Source organism: Allomuricauda sp. TY007, assembly GCF_010468565.1.
In the GTDB taxonomy this organism is placed as follows: Bacteria; Bacteroidota; Bacteroidia; order Flavobacteriales; family Flavobacteriaceae; genus Flagellimonas.
This window is the reverse complement of the sequence record NZ_WUEG01000011.1, coordinates 122,644-146,986: the sequence shown is the minus strand read 5'-3', so window position 1 is coordinate 146,986 and position 24,343 is coordinate 122,644. Positions and strand designations below refer to the sequence as shown.

22 protein-coding genes are annotated in these 24,343 nt (G+C 40.8%); 5 read left to right on the top strand and 17 right to left on the bottom strand.

Annotation, left to right across the window (positions count from 1 at the left end; all coding sequences use genetic code 11):
• Positions 1-132: 132 nt before the first annotated feature.
• The 5 genes from bla to GO009_RS12860 all read right to left on the bottom strand — a co-directional run bounded on the left by bla (position 133) and on the right by GO009_RS12860 (position 3,920).
• Positions 133-669 carry a metallo-beta-lactamase gene (gene bla / locus GO009_RS12880; protein ID WP_239057463.1) on the bottom strand — a complete coding sequence of 179 codons (537 nt, stop codon included), beginning with the start codon at positions 667-669 and terminating at the stop codon, positions 133-135.
• Between the two features lie 11 nt (positions 670-680).
• Positions 681-1,589 (bottom strand): GYDIA family GHMP kinase, encoded by a 909-nt coding sequence (locus tag GO009_RS12875; protein ID WP_163626649.1) that lies wholly within the window; start codon positions 1,587-1,589, stop codon positions 681-683.
• Between the two features lie 308 nt (positions 1,590-1,897).
• The gene (locus GO009_RS12870) at positions 1,898-2,215 is read right to left on the bottom strand and encodes a HepT-like ribonuclease domain-containing protein (RefSeq protein WP_203532455.1); all 318 of its coding nucleotides are present in this window, start codon (positions 2,213-2,215) and stop codon (positions 1,898-1,900) included.
• Positions 2,205-2,510, bottom strand: a complete 306-nt coding sequence (locus GO009_RS12865; protein ID WP_163626648.1) for a nucleotidyltransferase family protein — start codon at positions 2,508-2,510, stop codon at positions 2,205-2,207. Before GO009_RS12865 ends, GO009_RS12870 begins: the two co-directional genes overlap by 11 nt.
• Positions 2,511-2,606: 96 nt before the next feature.
• Complete coding sequence (locus tag GO009_RS12860; protein WP_163626647.1) at positions 2,607-3,920, bottom strand: hydroxymethylglutaryl-CoA reductase, degradative; 1,314 nt, start codon at positions 3,918-3,920, stop codon at positions 2,607-2,609.
• Between the two features lie 305 nt (positions 3,921-4,225).
• Here GO009_RS12860 and GO009_RS12855 point away from each other — a divergent pair, with 305 nt between their 5' ends.
• Positions 4,226-6,385, top strand: coding sequence for a S9 family peptidase (locus GO009_RS12855; RefSeq protein ID WP_163626646.1), 2,160 nt, complete (start codon positions 4,226-4,228; stop codon positions 6,383-6,385).
• A 17-nt stretch (positions 6,386-6,402) separates the two neighbouring features.
• Positions 6,403-7,938 (top strand): peptide MFS transporter, encoded by a 1,536-nt coding sequence (locus tag GO009_RS12850; RefSeq protein ID WP_163626645.1) that lies wholly within the window; start codon positions 6,403-6,405, stop codon positions 7,936-7,938.
• Between the two features lie 6 nt (positions 7,939-7,944).
• On the opposite strand, the gene GO009_RS12845 is transcribed toward GO009_RS12850, so the two are convergent.
• The 5 genes from GO009_RS12845 to surE form a co-directional block, all read right to left on the bottom strand.
• Positions 7,945-9,942, bottom strand: a complete 1,998-nt coding sequence (locus tag GO009_RS12845; RefSeq protein ID WP_163626644.1) for a ComEC/Rec2 family competence protein — start codon at positions 9,940-9,942, stop codon at positions 7,945-7,947.
• A 19-nt stretch (positions 9,943-9,961) separates the two neighbouring features.
• On the bottom strand, positions 9,962-10,519 hold the full coding sequence (locus tag GO009_RS12840; RefSeq protein ID WP_163626643.1) for a C40 family peptidase: 558 nt from the start codon (positions 10,517-10,519) through the stop codon (positions 9,962-9,964).
• Positions 10,520-10,552: 33 nt separating this feature from the next.
• A complete protein-coding gene (gene lpxB / locus GO009_RS12835) occupies positions 10,553-11,665 on the bottom strand; it encodes a lipid-A-disaccharide synthase (RefSeq protein ID WP_163626642.1) in 1,113 nt (370 codons plus the stop codon).
• 96 nt (positions 11,666-11,761) lie between these two features.
• Entirely contained in the window at positions 11,762-12,049 is a 288-nt protein-coding gene (locus tag GO009_RS12830) for a hypothetical protein (RefSeq protein WP_163626641.1), read from the bottom strand.
• Positions 12,039-12,818 carry a 5'/3'-nucleotidase SurE gene (surE, locus tag GO009_RS12825; protein ID WP_163626640.1) on the bottom strand — a complete coding sequence of 260 codons (780 nt, stop codon included), beginning with the start codon at positions 12,816-12,818 and terminating at the stop codon, positions 12,039-12,041. Before surE ends, GO009_RS12830 begins: the two co-directional genes overlap by 11 nt.
• Positions 12,819-13,019: 201 nt before the next feature.
• Here surE and GO009_RS12820 point away from each other — a divergent pair, with 201 nt between their 5' ends.
• Both GO009_RS12820 and GO009_RS12815 read left to right on the top strand, forming a co-directional pair.
• Positions 13,020-15,191, top strand: a complete 2,172-nt coding sequence (locus tag GO009_RS12820; protein WP_163626639.1) for a carboxy terminal-processing peptidase — start codon at positions 13,020-13,022, stop codon at positions 15,189-15,191.
• 79 nt (positions 15,192-15,270) lie between these two features.
• Positions 15,271-16,068, top strand: coding sequence for a DNA/RNA non-specific endonuclease (locus tag GO009_RS12815; RefSeq protein WP_163626638.1), 798 nt, complete (start codon positions 15,271-15,273; stop codon positions 16,066-16,068).
• On the opposite strand, the gene rodA is transcribed toward GO009_RS12815, so the two are convergent.
• The 7 genes from rodA to GO009_RS12780 form a co-directional block, all read right to left on the bottom strand.
• Complete coding sequence (gene rodA, locus GO009_RS12810; RefSeq protein ID WP_163626637.1) at positions 16,065-17,348, bottom strand: rod shape-determining protein RodA; 1,284 nt, start codon at positions 17,346-17,348, stop codon at positions 16,065-16,067. The two genes, GO009_RS12815 and rodA, sit on opposite strands and share 4 nt — an antisense overlap.
• Positions 17,338-19,206, bottom strand: coding sequence for a penicillin-binding protein 2 (locus GO009_RS12805; protein WP_163626636.1), 1,869 nt, complete (start codon positions 19,204-19,206; stop codon positions 17,338-17,340). The genes rodA and GO009_RS12805 overlap by 11 nt, the downstream gene beginning before the upstream one ends.
• A gap of 54 nt (positions 19,207-19,260) precedes the next feature.
• Positions 19,261-19,767, bottom strand: coding sequence for a rod shape-determining protein MreD (locus GO009_RS12800; protein ID WP_163626635.1), 507 nt, complete (start codon positions 19,765-19,767; stop codon positions 19,261-19,263).
• Positions 19,764-20,576 carry a rod shape-determining protein MreC gene (gene mreC, locus GO009_RS12795; protein ID WP_163626634.1) on the bottom strand — a complete coding sequence of 271 codons (813 nt, stop codon included), beginning with the start codon at positions 20,574-20,576 and terminating at the stop codon, positions 19,764-19,766. The genes GO009_RS12800 and mreC overlap by 4 nt, the downstream gene beginning before the upstream one ends.
• Positions 20,577-20,641: 65 nt before the next feature.
• The gene (locus GO009_RS12790) at positions 20,642-21,670 is read right to left on the bottom strand and encodes a rod shape-determining protein (RefSeq protein WP_014032196.1); all 1,029 of its coding nucleotides are present in this window, start codon (positions 21,668-21,670) and stop codon (positions 20,642-20,644) included.
• Between the two features lie 55 nt (positions 21,671-21,725).
• Complete coding sequence (purH, locus tag GO009_RS12785; protein ID WP_163626633.1) at positions 21,726-23,255, bottom strand: bifunctional phosphoribosylaminoimidazolecarboxamide formyltransferase/IMP cyclohydrolase; 1,530 nt, start codon at positions 23,253-23,255, stop codon at positions 21,726-21,728.
• Between the two features lie 93 nt (positions 23,256-23,348).
• The gene (locus GO009_RS12780) at positions 23,349-23,801 is read right to left on the bottom strand and encodes a GAF domain-containing protein (protein ID WP_163626632.1); all 453 of its coding nucleotides are present in this window, start codon (positions 23,799-23,801) and stop codon (positions 23,349-23,351) included.
• Between the two features lie 132 nt (positions 23,802-23,933).
• Between GO009_RS12780 and GO009_RS12775 the strand changes: the two genes are divergently transcribed.
• Entirely contained in the window at positions 23,934-24,326 is a 393-nt protein-coding gene (locus tag GO009_RS12775; protein ID WP_239057462.1) for a hypothetical protein, read from the top strand.
• Positions 24,327-24,343 lie beyond the last annotated feature (17 nt).

The window sequence follows — 24,343 nt, the reverse complement described above, 5'->3', positions numbered from 1 at the left end:
CTCGTCTCCCGATTTGAACTGCTTCAGGAAATCGTCGTTGAACAATTCTTCTTTCTTCATAATGTGCAAATATTTAAAATTAGACAAAAAATTAGCGGGGGCATGCCCCCGCTAATTTTCTATTTACACACTTTATGAGATAGTCCTAGGGAAGTACCCAATAATGTTGTCGTTGGTATGTCCTGCGCCCATAAAATCGAGAACTACTTTTTTGCTCCCCACTCGTAGCTCTGTAAAATCGGTGAATCCGTTTTGGGGAATCTCCGCTTCTTTTCCAGCAAGGAGCCTTATGGTTTCTTGGTTGGCATACGATGGGATGCCCTTTTCATGAAAGGTTTTCAAGCCCCCAACACAATCATCATGAAAGTGTGTGGCGACAACAGCTTTTACAGTAATATCTTGTGCGGTCAGCCAATCAATGAGTTCACTGGATACCTTGTTGTTGGTGGGAGTATCAAATACAATAGCCTCTCCATTGTTCACTACGATCATGCCGTTACAGGCCACATTGCCAAAACTCTCGGTTTCTAGAAAAGAGGTGTGCTGGTACGTATGCTCCGTAAGCGCCCCTATCTCTAAAGAATCCGTTTTGTAGGCCATTTGTTTTTCTTTTGTTTTGCAGGAAAGAACAAGAAGAACGATCAGTAAAGAAAACAGTTTTTTTTGCATGTGGGAGATAGTTAAAGCATCATTTTGGAAAAAGGAATTACAGTTTCGTACCCTTTGTGTTTAAAATAGGAAATCGTTTTTTCATCACCAGTGGCCAATACAAAATCCCCGCCCCAAGCACCAAGGCTTTTTACCGTTCCAAAATAATCAGGGAAAAGACGTTGTTTCACAGGTTCCAACTCTAAAACTTTGGAAAGCAAAGCTTCGTGTTTCTCCATTAATGTCTCAAAACCTGCCAAAGTAGGGGCATTTATCATTTTTTGGGTGATGCTGGAAACACTTTTTATGAGTTGGGGCCTATCAAATTGTTGCCCCCTATACTTGGCAATAGCTTCTTTGCTGCTCTGTTTTTGGTTGAGGTGTACAAAGTAAAGGGAGTCCTTAAAAATGGGATTAAAATTGATTTCTTCAACATGGGGCACTCCATCTTTTATCTGATAAGTTAGGGGTGAATTGTGCTGGGCACAGGCAATATCGTAACCACTTCCGCCAAAGGCATTCCACAAGAGCTGATACGCATCAACCCGTGCCCATTGGGCCAAATTGTTTATTAAGGTAGAAGATGTTCCAAGCCCCCATGATCTTGGAAAAGTAAGGTGCGTTTCTATTTGAAAACCCTCACTGTCGGCCAACAATAAAGGGTTCTGTGCATTGACCTCCAAAAGTAAAGTAACCAAGGTTTTGGCCATGGCATCATCTGAAGTGGATATCACTTTTAAATCCTTCCGGTCAAATTTGGTAGTAAACCAGATAGTGTTGTTTTCATCAAAACTGGTCCATTCCAAAATTCCGGACTTGGTTGGAGTTACATGGAGTGATTGCCCATAGCTGGTGGGAATGGCCAATCCCAAGGCACCATCCAAAATGGCATACTCCCCGGAGAGCAGTAATTTACCGTTGCTGTAAAATGATTTTTTCATGGTTATTTTTTCTGATTATCCGTTTAATGTCATAATGGTGTTTTTGGCGTCATGTTGAACTTGTTTCAACATCTCATCCTGCTGAATATGAGCATTTTTATGTGACCCTGAATCAAGTTCAGGGGTGACGTTGGTAATATTATGACACATTGCGGATATTCAATTGTTTTTTAATCTAAAGAATCCTCGGGGATAGTCGTGTTCAAGCAATTAATAGGCTTGTAAAATAAAGACAGGAGACAAAGTGTTGAATGCAAGCGAATTGCTCCAACATTTGTTATCGAGGGTGTTAGTTGCCAATCAGTTTATCAACTTGTTCTTTTAGTTTGGGCAGATCCTGTGAAATTACCCCCCCAAACAATCACATCATCAACCTTGTCGTATCCGTGGATGACCCAATTTCTCATATCTACAATTCGTCTTGAGTCTGAAATATCAATATGCTTATCAAGTTTTAAGATTCGATTGGTAGCTTCTCCAATTATCTCTATTTCGCGCTCAATTCCTCTGCGCAAAAGTTTATTGGATTTGTAATCATTAAAATCACGTCTATCACCTAAATAATCATAAATTGAATTTATTGATTCTTGAATATCAAGCAAATATTTTAAAATTTCACGCTGCATAGAGCAATTGCTTTGTTTCTTCGATACTCTCGATAAAATAGGGGTTGGAGAGCGAGTTTTCGGTCAATAAATCAATTTTACGATCAAATAATTCTTCTAATTTATAATGAAGTCTAAAGTAATTATCTGTGTATTTGTCAATTGAAATATCTTTGAATGAAATCAAAATGTCAATATCACTTTTGTCGTTAAACTTATCGGTACACGCAGAACCAAAGACATACATTGTCTTGACATCATAGTCTTGACAAAGTTTTTTTAGATCATTCAACCTATCTTTTATTAATCCCTGCATTATAATTTATTTGAATTGGTCAAAAAATGCCTTTTTTCACTTGAATTTGACAACTCAAGACGAGTTCTAAGATAAAGATATAAAAAAAGCGCATGGTTATTTTTTAATCTTCTCCAAGGCTTCCTTTACCGAGGCATTCGTCACCGTGTGACTTTTGAAATATTCCACAAGTTGTTTTTTTTCATTTTCTGTGGCCCCCATCTGGTTGAGCATGTTGAGCAAGTGCATTTTCATGTGCCCTTTTTGGATGCCCGTGGTCACCAAACTACGAACTGCCGCAAAATTCTGGGCCAATCCGGCTACGGCAACAATCTGCATCAATTCTTTTGCTGATGGGTTTTGAAGGATTTCCAAGCCCAATTTCACTAAAGGATGCAATGAGGTCAATCCCCCCACAGTGCCCAAAGCCAATGGAACCTCGATCCAAAACCTGAAAATACCATCTTCGATTTTGGCATGCGTTAAGCTGGAATACTGCCCGTCTTTGGCGGCAAAGGCGTGCACGCCAGCTTCTACCGCCCTAAAATCGTTTCCTGTGGCGAGTACAACGGCATCAATACCGTTCATAATGCCTTTGTTGTGCGTTACGGCCCTGTACGGTTCAACCTTGGCCATGTTAACAGCCCGTACAAATTTTTTGGCAAATGCTTCCGCTGGCATATCGCTATTGCCCAAATCTGAAATAGGACAACTTACTTCCGCCTTCACCAAACAATGGGGCACGTAGTTGGATAAAATACTCATTACCACCTCAATGTTTTTTTCTTCCTCTGTAAAAGCTTCAAAAGAAATGGCTTGTTCCCTTAAAGTTTTGGCAAATTGCTCCAAACACGAATTGATGAAGTTGGCACCCATGGCATCCAAAGTCTCAAACGTGCAATGAAGCTGATGGTAGCCTTCTATTTTATCGCTTAAGTCCCTTAGTTGAATATTATTGATGCCTCCCCCGCGTTTTTCCATATTTTGGGTGATGGAGGAAACACTTTTAAGAAGTTTGGGTTTTACCCTATCGAAAAAATCGGATAGTTTTTTGGTGTCACCGTTATAAATAAAGTGTACCTGCCCAACTTTTTCCGTACCTATGATCTCGGCTTTAAACCCCCCGCGTTCCATCCAAAATTTGGCCGCTTTGCTAGCTGCGGCGACCACCGAACTTTCTTCAATGGCCATGGGAATGGCCAAATAATCCCCATTGATCAAAAAATTGGGAGCAATGGCAAAGGGCAAATAGTAATTGGAAATCGTGTTTTCTATAAACTCATCGTGCAATTTCTGCACTTTTGGGTCGGTGTTCCAGTATTGCTCCAGCAATTGTTTGCTGGTTTTTGGGTCCTTGGTGCAATTTTGGGCTATCCAATCAATTTTTTCGGCTTTGGATAGTTTGGAAAATCCTTCAACGGGAGTCTTCATAAAGCGGGATTAAAGCATCCAAATATACGGATATTGACCATTTAGAGGTGGTCTCCCATAATTTTCAAGGGTAGGTGGATGTTCAAAGGTTAAAATTTGTTGCAAACGCAACATCAAAATTTATTTTTCCGATAAATATTAGTAAACTTGGGAGTTTTTAATCAGATTTTACTGAAAAAGCTTTGAAGTAAAAATGTCATGTCGAGCGCAGTCGAGACATTTTTGTTGAACCTTTCGACTGCGCTCAAGGTGACAAAAACGTTTTTTTGACATTTAAGAGAATATTTAATCAATTTTTTCACTTCATGAACAAACAGTCTTTTCTATTCCTATTCCTTTTAGGATTTTTGACTTTTTCCACAGCACAAAAGAAAAAAATAACCCTTGAAGAGATTTGGGGAGGAGAATTCAGGACAGAACACATGGATGTCCTGCGATCCATGAACAACGGTACTCAATATACCATTTTAAATACAACACGTTCTCCACGCTCCAGTAGTTTGGAAAAATACGATTACGAAACTTTGCAAAAGGTGGAGACCATTGTGGCCTCTTCCGATGCCGTTCCATACTTTTCATCCTACACCTTTAGCGATGATGAATCCAAAGTACTTTTGGCTACAGAGGTCGAACCTGTTTTTAGACGCTCCCGCTTGGGCATCTATTATGTGTACGACATTGCCTCAAAAGACTTAACAAAAATCTCCGAGACCAAAATCCAAGAACCTACGCTTTCTCCAGATGGCAGCAAAGTGGCTTATGTTTTTGACAACAACATTTATGTTTTGGATATGGAGTCCAATACCACTAAGCAAGTAACTACAGATGGCAGCAAAGGAACCATAATCAACGGGGTGACGGATTGGGTGTACGAGGAAGAATTTGCCTTTGTTCGCGCTTTTGAGTGGAATAGTAACGGAACCAAAATTGCATTCCTCCGGTTTGATGAGACCGAAGTTCCACATTTTTCGATGGATGTTTACGGAAAAGAGCTTTATCCATATCAGTATGAATTTAAGTATCCTAAAGCAGGGGAAAAGAACTCCATAGTTACCTTGCATATGTATGATGTGGTTTCTGAATCTATATCTGATGTTGATTTAAATGACCCATACTACATTCCAAGAATCAAATGGATGAACAATCCAAACCATTTGAGTGTCCAGACCTTGAATAGGCACCAAAACGACTTGAAACTGTATGCCGTAAACGCAAAAGACAATTCAGCAACCGTTTTGTTGGAAGAAACAGACAAAGCTTATGTAGATATTGATGACGATCTTACCTTTTTGGATGATGACAGCTTTATCTGGACAAGCGAGGCCGGTGGATACAACCATCTTTACCTATATGGCAGAGATGGTAAACTCAAAAACCAGATTACCGAAGGACCTTGGGAAGTGACCCGCTACTATGGTTATGATGAAAAGCATGACCGTATTTTTTACCAGTCCGTAGAAAATGGTTCCATTAACAGAGGTGTTTACAGTATCTCCACCAAAGGAAAACGCAAAAAGGAATTATCAACGGAAGAAGGAACCAATTCCGCAGCCTTCAGCAGTGATTTTACCTACTACATCAACACTTTTTCGAGTGCAAGCACGCCATACAAATTTACTTTGCACAAAGCATCCGATGGTAAATTACTTAAGGAAATCAAGGACAATTCAGTTTTGCTGAACAAATTGGAAGGGTACGAGATAGCCCCCAAAGAATTTTCCACCATAAACATAAACGGGTACGACCTAAATATGTATACGATAAAGCCTGCGGATTTTGACCCCAACAAAAAATACCCATTGTTCATGTTCCAATACAGTGGTCCGGGTTCGCAACAAGTGGCCAACCGATGGATGGGCAGCAATGACTATTGGCATCAACTTTTAGCATCCCAAGGCTATATCGTGGCCTGTGTAGATGGAAGGGGAACAGGTTTGAAGGGACGTGACTTTAAAAAATTGACCCAAAAAGAGTTGGGTAAATATGAGGTGGAGGACCAGATTGCCGCAGCTCAAAAATTGAGTGAACGTTCTTATATTGACGAAGACAGAACTGGAATATGGGGGTGGAGTTACGGTGGTTTTATGTCCACCAACTGTATATTAAAAGGCAACGATACATTTGAAATGGCAATTGCCGTGGCACCCGTAACCTCATGGCGTTTTTACGACACCATTTATACGGAGCGTTATATGCAGACCCCGCAGGAAAACCCAACAGGTTATGATGACAATTCCCCGTTCAACTACCCAGAATTGTTGAAAGGCGACTATTTATTGGTTCACGGTTCGGGCGACGATAATGTGCATGTGCAAAACAGTATGCGAATGATAGAGGCATTGGTACAGGCCAACAAACAGTTCGATTGGGCCATATATCCCGATAGAAACCACAGTATTTATGGGGGCAATACAAGATTGCACCTCTATACCAAGATGACCAACTTCGTTAAAGAAAATTTATAATCAAACAATAAAAATATATGTCAGCAGTAACCAAACCAGAAAGTGAAAAACAGTTATTTGGACATCCAAGAGGGTTGTTCTACCTCTTTTTTGCAGAGTTATGGGAGCGTTTCAGTTTTTACGGGATGCGAGCTTTGCTTACCCTTTACATGGTAGATGTAATCTTCGCTGCTTTAATGGAAAGGGATTATGCCACAGCGGCAGTGTACTCATCTTATGGTTCACTTGTTTATGCTTCAACAGTTATAGGTGGTCGTATTTCCGATAGTATTCTTGGAATGAGAAAATCCATTTTTTTGGGAGGTATATTAATGTCTTTGGGGCATTTTGTATTGGCCATTGAAAATAACGTGACATTTTTTTTGGCACTGTCCCTTATTATTGCTGGTAACGGATTCTTCAAACCAAACATATCAACATTTGTAGGTTCGCTGTATAAAGATGGAGATCCCAAAAAGGATTCTGGGTTTACTATTTTTTATATGGGAATCAATATTGGAGGCTGGGTAGCACCATTACTTTGCGGTTTTTTGGCGGCAAAATATGGATGGCACTACGGATTTGGTCTTGCAGGAATTGGAATGCTTACAGGTCTGATTGTTTTTTGGAGCGGAATAAAAAAAGGAGTTTTTGGAGATAAAGGCCTTCCACCAGAAAATGGAAATATTGATAAAAAGACATTCGGGATAAAACAAGGAGTATTGGTGCCGGTTTTAGCATTTGCATCCGTTCCAGTGATAGCCTATTTATTGTCGGCTTACAAAGCATTGGGTGCAGAAGGAACTTTTTTTGACGACCAGAATATTGTCAATGTGATTTTTAAATTGATAGGTATTTCCATTTTATTGTATTTGGGCTATATAATGTTTAAAGCTACCGTAGAGGAACGTAAAAAACTGTTCGTAGCCGTACTGATCACCTTTTTTATGACCATCTTCTGGGGGTTTCATGAGCTTTCAGGTAGTGTAATTACCCTTTTTGCCGCCCGTAATGTGGACTTGGAGGGAATCATGTCTGCTTCACAGACAAATTCTCTGAACTCCATGTGGATCATTATTTTGGCCATTCCAATTTCTTTAATGTGGCAATGGTTGTCTAAAAAGAAACTCAATCCAAGAACGCCTTACAAGTTTGGAATGGGGCTTTTGTTTGCCGGAATCAGTTTTTATGCGCTGGCCATTAGTGGTGCGAGTGCCAATGAAAATGGATTTGTTCCATTCACATACTTGCTGTTAATGTATTTCTTGCTATCCGTAGGGGAACTGTTCATGTCTCCAGTAGGTCTATCAAAAATTACCGACCTGTCTCCAAAACGCATCGTTGCCTTTATGATGGGGGTATGGTTCCTCTCATCGGCATTTGCATTTCAGGTAGTTGGGTTTATTGGTAAGCAGTTGGCCATCGAAAGCACAGATGCAGACATAAGCGGTTTTGAAACTCTTAATGTATATACGGATGGTTTTATGCTCATAGCTCAATACGCTTTGGGAGCTGGTGTATTGGTAATAATAGCTTCACCTTTGATTAAGAAGTTGATGGGCAACGTACATTAATCGAATTTATAATTCAAAAACATAAAACCCCTTTTCGCCTGTGTGGTGGAAAGGGATTTCTTTTTGACTGCAAGTCGCCTTCCATTTATTGACCAAGCTTGGGTAGTTGCTTCCGTCCGCAAATATTGTTTTGGGTCGGATGGAATCCAGAACCCGCTCTAGATTAATTTTGGGAGATTGGGTAAGCAGCAGGTAATCTAAATTTTCTTCCAAAGGAAGAATACCCAAACTGTCCACAACGAATAATTTTTTATCACCAAGGTGATAGCTGTTCTTCAATTTTGATGTATCTATTTTTTGAATGCGTTCCGCAACTGAATAATTGTCTGCAATGCTTCCAATGTTGGAACTGTCAGATGTTATAATGGAAAGGGAGTCCCCCAATTGATGTAATAGCACCGTATTTCTCGAACGGTGTGCCAGTATAACGGTTTCCTTTTGATGCACTTGAAACTGATTCCAGATACCCAAACTTTGTAAAACGATGATTCCTCCCAATAACATCAAGGCAGTTTTCCATTTGGGTTTGGATAAAAAGATGACCAAAGCGATGATGATAAAATAGCCCAATAACAACTGAACTGCATCAAAAGGAATGTTTTTGATGATAAAGCCTTCTTGCTGAGCTACCCAACCAATTACGGAATTCATCAGTTGAATAACCCCATTGAAACCATCAACCATAAATTGGGGCAAGTAGTCAATCAAAGCCAATAGGATAATTAAGATTCCGAAACCCAAAATCAAACCTAAAAATGGTACAATGAGCAAGTTGGAAATAAAGAACAGGGCAGGAAACTGATGAAAATAGAACAGACTGATAGGCAAAACACCCAATTGAGCTGCCACACTTACTGATAACAATTGCCACGTTTTTCGGATGATGATACTCTCAGGAAACCAAAATTGCTGCAGTTTGGGGTAAATCCAAACAATGGCAAACACAGCAGCATAGCTCATCTGGAACCCCGCCTGAAACAAAAACAAAGGCTTTGCCAGTAAAATGAACAGCATGGAAAGCGCTATTATATTAAATGAGTTCGTGGGTCGGTTCAAATAAAGGGCATAAGCTACAAACGAGAACATGGTCACGGCCCGAACAATGGAAGGGGAGAGCCCCGCAATAAAGGCGTAGCTCCAAAGTAGCAAAACAACCAATATCAATTTGATGGTTTTACCTTTAGGTAAACGCTCCAACGGAACCAAAATAAACTCCAAAAGGAACAGAATAATCCCGACGTGAAGTCCTGATACGGCCAAAATATGAACGGCGCCCGCCTTTTTATAATTGTTGTAGGTGCTCTCGGAAATATCGTCCCGTTTTCCCAAAAGCAAAGCTTGGATGACGCCCAGTTCATCCGCTCCAAAGTTTTTTTCTTCTAGTGTGGAAATGATATGCTCCCTGAAGTTGCTAGCCACACCGAACAAAGTTTTAGGGGCATGTTCCTTTTTTACAATGGCAGTGTATTTAGTTCTGATCTGATGCTGGATTCCCTGTTTTGCGAGATAATTTTTATAATCAAACTGGTGCGGGTTCAATGGCGGACGAATACCTTCTGGCTTGTCATAGACCAAAAACTCATCATCAACCTGTAATTGCTTTACCATAGAATCCACCGAAAGACTGAAAAGCAATTTTCCAGAGGCTTGTTCTTTATCAGCAGCAATAATCTTAGTAACATATCGGTGCGAAAAAGTATTGGGTTTGAGTACCTCGTTCACTTTTAAGTGCCAAACTTTTTTTTGGTCAAGGTCCAGATTCGAGTAATGGCTGGGCATGCCTTTTCCCAAGGAAACTCCAACAACAAAAATGCCCAGACATGTAGTGATGATAGAAGCAAGCACCTCAAAATACGGGAACCCTGTTCTACGTTGCTTTTTACCTGCCCAATATAAAATTGGTAGTAAAACAAGTATGGATAGTAAGGGCAAAAGTGGCGCTACATCAAAATAAAAACCGATAATAATGCCCAAAATAACCCACAACGTGAGTTTTATGGACACAAAATTAAGTTGACGCACCTTACAGGATACGCATGGCCTTTACAAAAGCGCTGTTCCAGTATCCTTCCCGTAACGAGGATACCAGCACGCCGCGTGAGGTTGTGGCGTGAATAAATTTAATGTCGTCTCCATCCACATCGACCACTAATCCTACATGGTTGATGCGCCTGCCCGTTTTGCTGGTCTTAAAAAAGAGCAAATCTCCTTTTTCCACATCGTTAACCCTGATCTTGTTACCTTCCAAGGCCATTTGGTAGGAAGTTCGTGGAAACATAATATCATTTTCCCGTAAGGACACATAGACCAATCCAGAACAATCCATGCCCCTTTTGGTGGTACCGCCATATTTGTAACGGGTTCCGGAAAAAGTCAATGCGGTGGAAATAATTTCGTTTGCCTTAGCATTTTTACGCCCCTCTTTTTTACGTACCCTTTCGGGTTCTTTTTTTGGGGAAGTGTCTTCGGTGGACCCCTCTACCGTAACGGTTCGGGTCTTGCTGTAGGTGCGTCGTTTTTTACCTGGGCCGCAAGCGGAAATGGTAAAAAGCAACAGTAAGATTATGGTTTTTCGTAACATCCAAGAATAGATTTACATTCTTGGAAGATAAAACTACGCATTTTTCACAATTAATTTGGCCGCCATTTGACTGGCGCCTTTTCCTCCCAACTTTTCTTTCAACAACTTATAATCGGACAATATACGTTCCCGCTCGGCTCCCTCTACGATTTTGGAAAGTTCTATTTTAAGATTTTTTGTCGTTAAATCATTTTGAATCAATTCTTTAACAACTTCTCTTTTCATGATCAAGTTTACCAAGGAAATGTAATCCAACGTAATGATGCGCTTCGCGATTTGATAGGAAATCCAATTCCCTTTATAGCATACCACTTGAGGGATGCCAAAAAGAGCCGTTTCCAAAGTGGCAGTTCCACTGGTAACCAGAGCGGCGTGTGAATGCTTCAAGAGCGTATAGGTTCTGTTGGAAACGTATTCCACTTTATCGCCTTTGAGAAATGGGGTATAAAAATCATCGGGCAGGCTCGGAGCCCCGGCTATTACGAATTGGTAATCGGGAAAATCCTTTTTTACGGAAAGCATTACCTCCAACATCTTTTGAACTTCTTGTTTTCTGCTCCCGGGCAATAAGGCGATGATGGGTTTGTCAGGATCTAGGCCGTTTTCTTTGCGAAAGGTTATATTATCCTGAAGCGGGGTGTTTTCAATGGCATCAATAAGTGGATGCCCAACAAACTTTACGGGGTACCCATGTTTTTTCTCGTAAAAATCCTTTTCAAAAGGCAGGATAACGTACATGTTGTCAATGTCACGCTTTATTTTTTTGATCCTGCCCTCTCTTGATGCCCAAATTTGAGGTGAAATGTAATAATTGGTCTTAAAGCCGTGTTCTTTGGCCCATTTTGCAATCCTAAGATTAAAACCGGAGAAATCAATAAAAATAATCTGGTCTGGATTGAACTTTTGAATATCTTCTTTACAATATGAAATGTTTTTGAAGATGGTGGGAATGTTCATCAGCACCTCCAAAAAACCCATAAAGGCCATGTCTTTGTAATGTTTTGCCAGTTCACCGCCAGCTTGTTGCATCAAATCACCGCCCCAACAACGAATCGCTGCCGAGGTATCCTCTTTTTTAAGGGCCTTGATCAAATTGGAACCGTGCAGGTCCCCCGATGCTTCACCAGCTATGATGTAATATTTCATTGACAAGTATCAAGTTCAAGTGTCAAGTTCAAGTATCAAGTCCAAAAGTTTTCAGTGAAACCGTTTAATCTTGAGCTAGCTCTTGTGTTTTAGGTTTTAAGACATCACTTTGTATAACAATATGACCAATGCCGTTACTAAAGTGGCCAACATAACGCCTTTGGCGCGTTGATCTCTTTTGATCCGTAAAAACCCAAAAAATGCCACTAGGTTCAAAATAGCTCCCAATGCTAACAAACTACCAATATGACCTTGTTCGATGGCAGCATTAAAGGTTTCAACGATGTCCAAATCGGAAAACATAAGAATGTAGAGCAAAGTTCCAAAGGTGTTTGCAATGATTCCTACGATAAATCCTATGATGATTTCTTTTTTATTGTTCATTTAAGTTCCAGTTGTTTATTTGTGGTATGGCGTGGTGTGCCGTAAGGTCGAACTGGGTGGGCACTATCGAAATGTAGCCCTGTTCCAAGGCCCATTCGTCCGTATCCTCGCCTTTGTCCAGAAGTTCAAATTCTCCCGTTAACCAATAATAATCCTTTCCAGAAGGACTAGTTCTTTTGTCAAATTTCTCTTTCCAATTACCACGTGCCTGTCTACAGATTTTCACACCTTTGGGTACTGATTCTGTTTTAGGGATGTTGACATTCAACACAGTTCCCTTTGGGATTCCGTTGGTCAATGCTTCCGAAACTATTTTTTTGATGGATTCCAACGCAGGCTCAAAATTGGCATCCCAGGAATAGTCGCATAACGAAAATCCAATGGCAGGAATACCTTCAATGCCTGCCTCAATGGCAGCACTCATAGTTCCCGAGTAAATCACGTTGATAGACGAATTAGATCCGTGGTTGATGCCACTTACGCAAATGTCAGGTTTTCTGTCCAAAATGACGCGAAGTGCCAACTTTACACAATCGGCCGGGGTTCCACTACAGCTATACTCACTTGGAGCCCCTTCTTTATGGTCCACGACCACCTTTTTGGAAAACAAAGTGCTGTCCACGGTAATGGCATGCCCCATACCACTTTGCGGACTATCGGGTGCCACTACAACAACGTCTCCAAGCAGTTTCATGGTTCGTATCAGAGCCCTTAGCCCAGGTGCTGTTATGCCATCATCGTTGGTGACCAGAATCAGTGGTTTTTCCATGTTGGATAATTTAAGCCATAAAAATACGTTTTTCATAAGGATATGAAGCCTCTGGCGTTTAACAAAAAATTAAACGCGGTGGAAAGGACTGGCACGGTTTTTTCTGTATCTTAGAGAATTCATACAAGTAGAAACGACGGATGACGTAATGAAGATTTGACAGTATGAGGTCAGATTATTTCGCTCCAGAAAAATCACATTATGAAAAAGAACTTTATTTTGGCACTTTTGGTTATTCTTGTTGCAGTTGCCTCCTGCAGTTTTACCAATAAATCTTTTGATAACGACGACAAGGATAAATTTTTATTGGAATTGATTTCCTACGTTTTGGAAAAAGGGCATTATGAGCCCAAAGAAGTTAACGATAGCTTCAGTTCCAATGTTTTTGATGATTTTATCGACATCATCGACCCTACCAAAAGATACTTTCTAAAAAGTGACATCAGGGAATTTGAAAAATACAGGTTTATGATCGATGATGAGATCAGAAATACCGACATTGAATTTTTCAATACCGTATATCAACGTTTAATGGTGCGAATGGAAGAGGCCAAGGAAATCTATAAAGAAGTACTTGCCACACCTTTTGATTACACGATTGATGAAACTATCGAAATTGATTATGCCGACCAAGATTTTGCATCCAACAAAAAGGAACTCAAAGAACGCTGGAGAAAACAGTTAAAGTACAATACCCTAAACGTTTTTGACAATAAGGTGGATAACTTGATTTCCGATGCAAATCAGGAAACAGCTTCGAATACCGATGAGATATTGGCCTTTAATGATATTCCAAGTACTATTGACAAGGTCACTACAGAGGAAGAAGCAAGAGAAGTAACCAAAAACACCTTGGACGAGTTTTTCGATTTTGTGGGTGATTTGGAACGTAAAGATTGGTTTGTACAATACTTGAATACCATTGTAGAGGAGTTTGACCCCCACACTTTTTACTTTGCTCCCGAAGAAAAGGAAAAATTTGATATTGGTATGTCCGGTAAGTTTGAAGGTATTGGAGCCCGATTGCAGAAAAAGCCCGAAGGAGCCAAAATCGTGGAAATTATTTCCGGTGGTCCCGTTTGGAGAGATCAGTCCCTTGAAGTTGGAGATGAAATACTTAAAGTAGGACAAGAAGGAGAGGAGCCCATCAATATTGTGGGCATGCGATTGGAAGATGCCATTAAATTGATTAAGGGCCCAGAGGGAACAGTGGTTGATTTGACAGTAAGAAAAGTAGATGGAACCATTGAAACGGTTTCCATAACCAGAGACGTTGTGGAATTGGAAGAATCCTACGCAAAATCAGCAACTATTGATGCCGGTGAACAAAAGTATGGATTGATCAATCTTCCAAAATTTTATGTGGATTTTGAAGATTACTCCGAAAGAAACGCAGCAACCGACGTGGCCAAGGAATTGGAGCGTTTAAAAGAAGCAGGCGCAGAAGGAATTATTTTGGATTTGCGAGACAATGGTGGAGGATCTTTAAAAACGGTTGTCGAAATGGCAGGATTGTTTATTAAGGATGGACCTATCGTTCAGGTTCGTTCCTCCGGACAACGCAAAGAAGTTCACGAGGATAAGGACGAGCGTATCCAGTGGGATGGCCCATTGGTTATCTTGGTGAACGAGCTATCCGCTTCCGCCTCGGAAATATTGGCTGCTGCCATGCAAGATTATAAAAGAGCGGTAATCATTGGAAGCAAGCAAACTTTCGGAAAAGGAACCGTTCAAAATGTAATTCCTTTGGATGGTATTGTAAGAGGTAACGAACATGGAGATTTGGGAGCCATTAAATTAACTACCCAAAAATTTTACCGAATCAACGGTGGATCTACCCAGTTGGAAGGCGTAAAGAGCGATATTGTGGTTCCGGACCGGTACAGTTATATCGATCTTGGAGAGCGCGATCAGCAAAACCCGCTTGGTTGGGATAAGATTACCCCTGCAGATTATGAAGTTTGGGATGGCTACATTGATTTTGATGAAGCCGTAAAAAACAGTAAAGAACGTATGGCAAAAAATGAGCAGATCAAGCTTATTGAGGAAAATGCCAAATGGTTGAAGGAGCAGCAAGATGAAAACATGATTTCCCTTAAATACGATGCTTACGTAAGCAAAGAACAAGAAGCCAAAAAACGTTCGGAAAAGTTCAAGAGCCTGAGGGATTACGATTCCAAACTGTCATTTAGTTCCCTACAATATGAGAAGGAACTATTTACGCAAGATTCTGTTCTCAGGGAAAAAAGGGATAGGTGGCACAAGGATTTGGCGCGAGACATTTATGTTGAAGAAGCTGTGAATGTGCTTAAGGACCTTCACAAGAACAATATCAAAAGAGAAGAAAACAAATTGGCTAGCGTTAAAGGATAGTCGTTTATAAAAATTGTATCAAAGGCCAACTCTTACGGGTTGGCTTTTTTATGCAACTTTATCTCCAATAGTTGGTTAAATGAAGGGCAGAACAATTTATGCAGTGCTCATGGCACTATGTGTTATTGGCTTTTGGTTGTTTGAAAATTTCTATACCCCGGCAACCTATTCCAATCCAAATGGTACAAAGGGAGACTTGGTGCAAACCGATTTTTTGCCCAGTTCCACAACAGGTGAAGTGGTACAACATACCTACTATACACTTTCTTATAGTGAAACCCACGAACAAGCAGAGTGGGTGGCATACACCCTTAAAAGGAAGCATTTGACTTATGATGATAGGGAACGCCCCTATTTTATTGAAGACCCAATGGTGAAAACAAAATCGGCAGATTGGCGGAATTACAGAGGTTCTGGGTACAATAGGGGGCATTTGCTTCCTGCTGGTGACCGACGGTTTTCTGAACAAGCGTACAACGAAACTTTTTATACAAGTAACATAAGTCCGCAGGATAAGCACTTCAATGTAGGGATTTGGAATCGTTTGGAACAAAAAGTCCGTTATTGGTGCAAAAAATATGGTGATTTAATAGTGATAACCGGAGGGGTGTTGGAAAATGATTTAGAAGAGATTGGAATCGAGGATGTAGATGTGCCGCGCACTTTTTACAAGATTGTTTTAAAAGGTAATGGTAAAGGAGCGCAAGTACTGGCCTTTTTGATGCCAGCAGAAGAAAGTCAAGAACCACTTCAAAATTTTGTAGTGACTGTTGATGAAATCGAGGAGAAAACAGGCATTGATTTTTTTCAAAACCAACCTAAAACCTGGCAATCAGCAATAGAAGCTCGGGTTGATACCCAAGATTGGAAATTTTAAATACCGTCCTTTAAGCGATTGGAATCCAGTTTTAGAAAGATGAACAATAGCATGGTGAAGAAAATCAGACCGGAACCGCCGTAGCTAAAAAAGGGCAATGGAACCCCGATAGTGGGCAACAGCCCAATAACCATTCCAATATTGATGAAATAGTGGAACACCAAAATGGAAATTACCCCATAACCATACATGCGACTAAAGTCGCTCTTTTGTCGCTCCGCAATATAAATCAACCGTAAAAAGAATAAGGAAAACAACAGAATTACGGCAGAAGTGCCCAAAAACCCCCATTCCTCGCCCACCGAACTAAATATGTAATCGGTATGCTGTTCGGGGACAAAATCCCCTTTGGTCCGTGTACCCTCCATAAATCCTTTTCCAGTAAACCCGCCCGATTCAATGGCTTTTTCGGATTGATAGGTGTTGTAGCCAATGGTCTTTCGGATTTCATCCAGTTTCTCTTCATCCTTTTCCAAACTCAACCATAAAGAAAAACGATCTCTGTGACGTTGTTCAAAAACATTTTCAAACACAAAATTTACGGAGAGGGAAAAGAGTATCGAAACAACAATCACCCCTACAACGGGGAGTATTGGAATTTTCACGGATGCTCTTTTGAATGTGTAGATCAAGAGGGTTAAAATAATCAATCCTATGGTGACCCAAACAGTTCCGAACATTAAAGTTGTAGCAAATAAAACGATCGCAAAAATGAGGATGCCTAAGTAATAGATGGGAAAACCTTCCCTAAATAGCACAAAAAAGAGTGAAAAATAGATAAGTGAACTCCCTGGGTCAGGTTGCGGCAATATCAATAAGGCAGGCAACAAGATGATTACCAACGCATAAATTTGATGCTTTCTTGTCCGAATATCTGTTTGGATGTCGCTTAAAAACTTGGCCAGTGCCAAGGAGGTTGCCACTTTCGCCAACTCTGAAGGTTGAAGGTTAAAAAAACCAAGATCGTACCAAGAAGTTGCCCCCGCTATGGTTTTTCCAAAGACGAACAAACCTAAAAGCAGAATAATGGAAACAATATAGAAGATTGAGGCAAAACGTTCAAAAAACTGTGATTCTACAAAGAGCACGAAAATGATGCCCAAAGCGGCAAGGCCTATAAAAAAAAGCTGTTTGCCGTATAGGGTGGAGAAATCAAAAATGGAAGTGCTTACCTCGCCCACCGATGTGGAGTAAATATTGATCCAGCCAATAAACACCAAAAATGCATAGAGGATTACGGTGATCCAATCCAACCTTCCAAAAGGCCCTCTACCACTCATACTCGTTTATTTCAAAAGGTTCGCCACTATACGGCTTGGCATACTCGTGTTCCAATGTTTTTTCCAGCATGCGCTTTTCCAAATCTTTTCGGGTAATCTCCCCTTTAATGTATTTTTCTATCAAAAGAGAGGCAATGTGACCCGCATAGCGTGATCCGTAATACCCATTTTCAATATAGACCGCCAATGCAATCTGGGGGTTTTCAATAGGGGCAAAGGCGACAAAAACGGAATGGTCGGTCAATTGCATTCGCTCTCCATCAATACGGATATAATTTTCCACAGTACCTGTTTTTCCCGCAATATCAATGCCTGGAATCTTTACCCATCTTGCCGTTCCATAATTATACACATTGGCCATGCCCTCGATTACAGGTTCAAAATGTTTTCTGTCGATGGTAGTATATCTGGGTTCGGTGTATTTAGGGTCTATTTTTCCATTGTCGCCAATACTTTTAATAATGTGGGGGGTGTAAAAATAGCCGCGGTTAGCAATTGCAGCGGTCATGTTGGCCAATTGCAAGGGTGTGGCCGCAATTTCTCCTTGCCCTATGGAATTGGATATAATGGTGGATGCCGCCCATCTACCATCTCCGTACCATTTATCATAATAGGCCACATCTGGAATCCTTCCAGGGGCGCCTGTTGGAAGGTCAGTACCTAAAAAATCGCCGAGACCAAAACTTTTCATATGCTTTTCCCACATATCCATGCCTTTGTCGGTAGTCTCGTATTTATCAAAAATCTTTCGGAACACACCAGCAAAATAAGCATTGCACGATTGGTAAATACCTGAATTTAAATCTCGAATACCACCACCACAATGGCATCCTCTGAGCGTATTCCCTACGTAAAACCCATGATAACACCTAAACTTGGTTTGGGTATCTATTACCCCTTCTTGCAGGCCTACCAAGGCATTAAGTGTTTTAAAAGGTGATCCCGGAGAGGGTTGTGCCAAAATAGAACGGTCCCATGTAGGTTTGGATATGGTATCGTAATGTAGTTTGCTATAATTTTTGGAACGTTCCCTGCCTACCAAAAGGGCGGGGTCGTAGGTCGGGCCCGAAATCATGGCCAATATTTCTCCTGATTTGGGTTCAATGGCCACAATGCCCCCACGTTTGCCGTGCATCAATTTTTCCCCATACTCCTGAAGGGTCTTGTCCAAGGTAATGTGAATCTCTTTGCCTTGTTTGGGAAGGGTGTCCAATTTTCCGTCTTTGTAAGGCCCAATATCCCTGTTAAAACGGTCTTTCTGAATATGCTTGACACCTTTTCGGCCCCTCAATATTTCTTCATATTGCTTTTCAATACCTGTACGACCTTTTAATTCTCCGGCAACATAATACGGATTGTTTTTGAGGTCCCATTCGTTTACCTCACTAATGTAGCCCAGTACATTGGCCGCACTTTTGGTGTTGTAATAGCGCAACGACCTCTTTTGAATATAAAAGCCGGTAAAGTGCCGCATTTTTTCCTGAAGCCTGGCATAATCCTCTTTGGAGAGCTGGGGAACCAAAACAGAGGGCAGCCGAGGAGAATAAATTCTCGCTTTTTCCATTTTGGAAAGAAATTCAAGTTTATCAATACCCAAAAGCCCGCAAAATTCCAGAGTGTCCAAAGGTTTTACTTCCCTTGGGATCACCATAACGTCGTATGCAGGTTGATTGCCTACCAATAGTTTGCCGTCCCTGTCGTAAATGTAGCCTCTTTCAGGGTAGTCATATACTTTTTTTATGGCGGGGTCATCCAATATTTGATCTGGTGAAAACCGAAACAATTGCAGATAGGATAACCTGCCAATAAAGGTGAATCCTATAAGTACAATAATGGATGACAACAATAATTTCTTCATGACCAACCTAAATTCTAGGGCTTCTTATATACCCCAACGATAAAAACTACGTTTTTATTCGCTTTTTGGACTAAAAAGTGAACTGAATAATACACAAAGTATTAAAGTTACAATACCTGTGGCGAAAACTTTCTTCAAAATTAATAGGATATGGGCGATACTTAAAATTTCAAACGAAAAGAATATCAGATGATGGATAAAAACGAGCAAAGCCATAAAGGTAATGCGCTGGACTTTGGTAGTATTCTTAAAGCTGAAACTTTGAAAATCGTAGTTTACGCCAAAACAAAACCGCATAATGGCCGGTCTTGCATAGGCAATGGTTGCCGATGCCAAAGCATTCAAGGCGAGGGTATCGGAAAAAATATCGATGACCAGCCCCAATAAAAATGCGGTAAGCATAAAAAGTGCCCTGTTCCCTTTGATGGGGTACCAATAAAAGAAAATTACATAGATCAGCGGATTTATGAAACCAAGAAAATTGAGGTTGTTGAATATAAGGACCTGTGTGAGGACCAACAACACAAAACGCAGCATATTTATAATCAGTGTACTGTTCATTCTATGGTTCTGGATTCTAATTCCTCGATTTCCTCTTTGTCCTTGTTTTCTATCAAGTATACATTTTTGATGTTGGCCATATCCGAAAACAGTTCAACATCAATATCGTAAAAGCTTTTGGATACGTTTAAATCGTATTTTTTAATGGTTCCGATAGGTACATTTTCTGGAAAAATACTGGACATGCCACCGGTTACGATGGTATCTCCAACAACGAGCGGCACCAATCTTGGAATATCTATCAATTGTACCACCTTATAATCTTTAGTGTCCCAAATCAACGAACCAAAGTATTCGGTGCCCTTAATTTTTGCGTTGATATTGGATTTGGTATTGAGCACACTTTGCACCGTCGCAAAATTATTCGACACGTTTTCCACAATACCCAGAATACCATCCGTTGTAATCACGCCCATATCTTGGTGTACCCCATCGTTTTTTCCCTTATCAATGGTAACATAATTACGGGGCGAAGTAAAGCTATTTTTGATGAGCTTGGCATTGAGTACTTGGTATACCGCCAAAGTGGAATCCAAAGGTTCAATGCTATCAAACTGGGCATTGAACAGCATTTTTCGCAGTAGCTGGTTCTCCTCTACCAATCTTTTGTTCTCATCTTGCAGGTTGAAATAGGAAGATACATCGGAACCAGCACCATAAATGCTGCCGGTGACCCATCGGGATGAATTAAAAAATTTGGATTGATGGTACGAATGTGATCTAATGGTCATCACCAACGAGATAAACGCAAAAAAAGCATACAGAAATGCGTTTCGATAGCGTAAAACAAAATTGATGATGCGTTGCATGCAATCGTATCGTTAAGAAGGTTTTTGAACTCCTTGAAGGTAATAGAACTGCAGAAAATACAAGTCTATTTTATTAAAATACTTTTATAGCGTTCCAAGTTTTTAAGAGCAATACCAGTACCTCTCACAACAGCTCTCAAAGGATCTTCGGCGATGTACACAGGCAAATCGGTTTTTTGGGAAAGCCTTCTGTCCAACCCTCGGAGCATGGAACCGCCACCTGCCAAATAAATACCCGTATTGTAAATATCCGCTGCCAGTTCTGGTGGGGTCTGGGACAAGGTTTCCATAACCGCATCTTCCACTCTTAAAATACTTTTGTCCAAAGCTTTGGCAATTTCTCTGTAGGAAACATGAACCTGTTTTGGTTTTCCCGTCAATAGGTCACGCCCTTGAATGGATTTATCATCTGGTGGTGATTTTAAATCCTCGGTGGCCGAACCAATTTCAATTTTGATGGCTTCCGCGGTACTCTCGCCAACGTACAAGTTGTGCTGGGTCCTCATGTAGTAGATAATGTCGTTCGTAAATACATCCCCCGCAATTTTCACGGACTTGTCACAAACGATACCACCAAGTGCAATCACCGCAATCTCCGTAGTACCACCACCTATGTCCACAATCATATTTCCTTTCGGCTGCATAATATCGAGACCGATACCAATGGCAGCTGCCATTGGTTCATGAATCAGGTATACCTCTTTACCGTTAACGCGTTCCGCAGACTCTCGAACCGCACGCATCTCCACTTCCGTAATGCCTGAAGGAATACAGATAACCATGCGTAGTGCAGGCGGGAACCACTTTTTCTTGAGTGCAGGAATATTTTTGATGAACATACTGATCATCTTTTCCGAAGCATCAAAATCTGCGATTACCCCGTCTTTCAACGGTCGTATGGTTTTGATGTTTTCATGGGTCTTCCCCTGCATCATATTGGCTTCGCGGCCTACCGCGATTATTTTCCCCGATACACGGTCCCTCGCTACAATGGAAGGACTGTCCACAACCACTTTGTCCAAGTGGATGATCAGGGTATTTGCAGTACCAAGGTCAATGGCAATTTCCTCGGTCATGAAATCAAAAAATCCCATAAAAAAGAGTCTATTTTCGGATTAACGGTAAAATTTATCGGCTAAAGTACTAAAATTAATGTTTAAAATGTCTAGTGCCTGTCATCACCATTGCCAATCCATTTTCATTACAATAATCAATGCTTAATTGATCCTTGATGGAGCCCCCTGGTTGAATCACACTTTTAATGCCCGCTTTATCCGCAATCTCCACACAATCAGGGAAGGGGAAGAAGGCGTCACTGGCCATAACGGCACCTTCCAAGTCAAATTCGAAAGACTTTGCTTTGTGGATGGCTTGGTTCAGTGCGTCAACTCGTGAAGTCTGTCCTGTGCCACTGGCGCACAATTGTTTGTTTTTGGCCAAAACAATGGTGTTACTTTTGGTATGCTTGCACAATTTGGAAGCAAAAATCAAATCTTCGATTTCTTCTGAAGTTGGTTTTTTATCGGTAACTGGGTTCAAGTCTTCTTTAGTGTCGGTTTTGGAATCTTTATCCTGAACCAAAACACCGTTCAAGCAAGTTCTTACCAAAGTTTCTGGCAATTCAATCTCGTTTTGAATCAAGATGATTCTATTTTTTTTGCCTTTCAAGATTTCTAAAGCTTCATCGGAATAGCTTGGAGCAATGACCACTTCGCAGAACAATTTGTGGATTTCTTCTGCCGTAGGCTTATCAATCTCAACATTGGAAATCAAAATCCCGCCAAATGCCGAAACAGGGTCACCAGCCAAGGCATCCACATAGGCTTGATGGATGGAGCTTCGAGTTGCTAATCCACAAGCATTGTTGTGTTTTAAGATAGCAAAGGTTGGGTCGTCATTTTTAAATTCTCCCATCAAATTTACGGCGGCATCCACATCCAAAAGGTTGTTGTAGGATAGCTCCTTGCCGTGAAGCTTTGAAAACATCGCATCAAAATCGCCGAAGAAGAATCCTTTTTGGTGTGGGTTTTCTCCGTAACGCAATACTTGACCTTTGGTCTCGCTGATTTTCAATACAGTTTCCTCTTTTTCCTTGTTGAAGTAATTGAAGATGGCCGTATCGTAATGCGATGAAATATTGAAGGCCTTAGTTGCAAAACGCTTGCGGTCTTCCAAAGTCGTGGTTCCGTCTCCTTCGGAAATCACATTCAAAAAGTCTTCGTAATCCTCCATGGAAGATACACAAAGTACATCCTTGAAGTTCTTGGCGGCAGCCCTGATCAGGGAAATCCCACCGATATCTATTTTCTCGATAATATCTTGCTCCGATGCGCCACTGGCAACAGTTTTTTCAAAAGGATAAAGATCTACGATCACAATGTCCAACTGTGGAATTTCAAATTCCGCCATTTGGGCAACATCAGTTTCATTGTCCTGTCTGTTCAAAATTCCTCCGAAAACTTTGGGATGCAATGTCTTTACGCGACCGCCCAAAATGGATGGGTAGCTGGTCACATCTTCAACGGGTACCACATCGATACCCAAATCGCGGATAAATTTTTCGGTTCCTCCTGTAGAATAAAGAGTTACCCCAAGTTCATCCAATTTTTTAACGATGGGTTCCAGACCATCTTTATGAAATACGGAAATTAATGCAGCGGAGGCTTTTTTAGCAGTCATCTTCTGTGTCTTAGAATCAATTTATTAAGCGCACAAAAGTACTTTTTTTGAAGCTAAAATGCAGAACGGTTTATCAACAAAATTCGTTAAGTTTTACAGAATCTTGGCCACTTCGGCATTGATGAATTCCAAAAAGCGTTCATCTTCGGCTGTAAATGGGTCGGGAGTGTTGGAATCGATATCAATCTGCCCCACATTTTCCCCGTTCACAAATAGCGGAACAACAATTTCAGCTTTAACGGTAATGCTACAGGCGATGTAGTTGTCCTGAGCGGCAACATCGGGTACCACAAAGTTCTGATTGCTCACGGCTACCTGCCCACAAATGCCCTTGCCAAAAGGAATGATGGTGTGATCGGTGGGAGCACCTGCGTAGGGCCCCAGTTTCAATTCTTCTTTGTCACCATTTTTAAAATAGAACCCTACCCAATCGTAATGAGCTACGTTGCTGCGCAAAAGTTCACAGATTTCGCCTAAACGAGTGTCAACGGATTTCGCTTTGTCCTTAACGATTTCAAGTACTTTGGGTTCCAATGATTTTAGCATGAGGTAATTTTTTTGCAAATGTATTGAATAGTGGATTTGTACGACAAATGAAATGGAACTTACATGCAGTAAATAGATAAAGTTCTGTTAAGCAAAACAATAAATGTTAATATTTTGTAGTTTTGTAGTCGAATGAAACAGATTTTTCATCAAATACTATCCTCATTAATGGCTCTTTTGGTCTTGGCATCCACGGTTTCGTGGACGGTGGACAAGCATATTTGTATGGGCCGTGTGATGGATATTTCCTTTTTTGCCCATGCCGATGATTGCGGTATGGACATGGATAAGGATATGGAAAAATCCTGTTGTAATGATGAATCTTTCACCGTTCAAGGTCAAGATGACCTAAAAATCTCTTTTGAAAATTTCAGTTTGGACCAACAGGTTTTTCTTGTGAGTTTTGTCCAATCCTATTTTCAGCTTTTCGAAATTGATTCCGAAGAACCAAGCTCTTTTAATGAGTACAACCCACCGCCATTGATAAGGGATGTACAGGTTCTCGACCAGACTTTCCTTATTTGATTTTAACATTGATTGAA

Coding starts and splice junctions, on each gene's coding strand:
- surE (WP_163626640.1), bottom strand. CDS start 12,818: ATGGAAAAACCACTGATTCTGGTCACCAACGATGATGGCATAACAGCA.
- purH (WP_163626633.1), bottom strand. CDS start 23,255: ATGACTGCTAAAAAAGCCTCCGCTGCATTAATTTCCGTATTTCATAAA.
- GO009_RS12875 (WP_163626649.1), bottom strand. CDS start 1,589: ATGAAAAAATCATTTTACAGCAACGGTAAATTACTGCTCTCCGGGGAG.
- mreC (WP_163626634.1), bottom strand. CDS start 20,576: ATGCAACGCATCATCAATTTTGTTTTACGCTATCGAAACGCATTTCTG.
- GO009_RS12815 (WP_163626638.1), top strand. CDS start 15,271: ATGAAGGGCAGAACAATTTATGCAGTGCTCATGGCACTATGTGTTATT.
- GO009_RS12780 (WP_163626632.1), bottom strand. CDS start 23,801: ATGCTAAAATCATTGGAACCCAAAGTACTTGAAATCGTTAAGGACAAA.
- GO009_RS12850 (WP_163626645.1), top strand. CDS start 6,403: ATGTCAGCAGTAACCAAACCAGAAAGTGAAAAACAGTTATTTGGACAT.
- lpxB (WP_163626642.1), bottom strand. CDS start 11,665: ATGAAATATTACATCATAGCTGGTGAAGCATCGGGGGACCTGCACGGT.
- GO009_RS12855 (WP_163626646.1), top strand. CDS start 4,226: ATGAACAAACAGTCTTTTCTATTCCTATTCCTTTTAGGATTTTTGACT.
- GO009_RS12800 (WP_163626635.1), bottom strand. CDS start 19,767: ATGAACAGTACACTGATTATAAATATGCTGCGTTTTGTGTTGTTGGTC.
- GO009_RS12860 (WP_163626647.1), bottom strand. CDS start 3,920: ATGAAGACTCCCGTTGAAGGATTTTCCAAACTATCCAAAGCCGAAAAA.
- GO009_RS12805 (WP_163626636.1), bottom strand. CDS start 19,206: ATGAAGAAATTATTGTTGTCATCCATTATTGTACTTATAGGATTCACC.
- GO009_RS12870 (WP_203532455.1), bottom strand. CDS start 2,215: ATGCAGCGTGAAATTTTAAAATATTTGCTTGATATTCAAGAATCAATA.
- GO009_RS12820 (WP_163626639.1), top strand. CDS start 13,020: ATGAAAAAGAACTTTATTTTGGCACTTTTGGTTATTCTTGTTGCAGTT.
- GO009_RS12790 (WP_014032196.1), bottom strand. CDS start 21,670: ATGGGATTTTTTGATTTCATGACCGAGGAAATTGCCATTGACCTTGGT.
- rodA (WP_163626637.1), bottom strand. CDS start 17,348: ATGAGTGGTAGAGGGCCTTTTGGAAGGTTGGATTGGATCACCGTAATC.
- bla (WP_239057463.1), bottom strand. CDS start 669: ATGCAAAAAAAACTGTTTTCTTTACTGATCGTTCTTCTTGTTCTTTCC.
- GO009_RS12865 (WP_163626648.1), bottom strand. CDS start 2,510: ATGCAGGGATTAATAAAAGATAGGTTGAATGATCTAAAAAAACTTTGT.
- GO009_RS12840 (WP_163626643.1), bottom strand. CDS start 10,519: ATGTTACGAAAAACCATAATCTTACTGTTGCTTTTTACCATTTCCGCT.
- GO009_RS12775 (WP_239057462.1), top strand. CDS start 23,934: ATGAAACAGATTTTTCATCAAATACTATCCTCATTAATGGCTCTTTTG.
- GO009_RS12830 (WP_163626641.1), bottom strand. CDS start 12,049: ATGAACAATAAAAAAGAAATCATCATAGGATTTATCGTAGGAATCATT.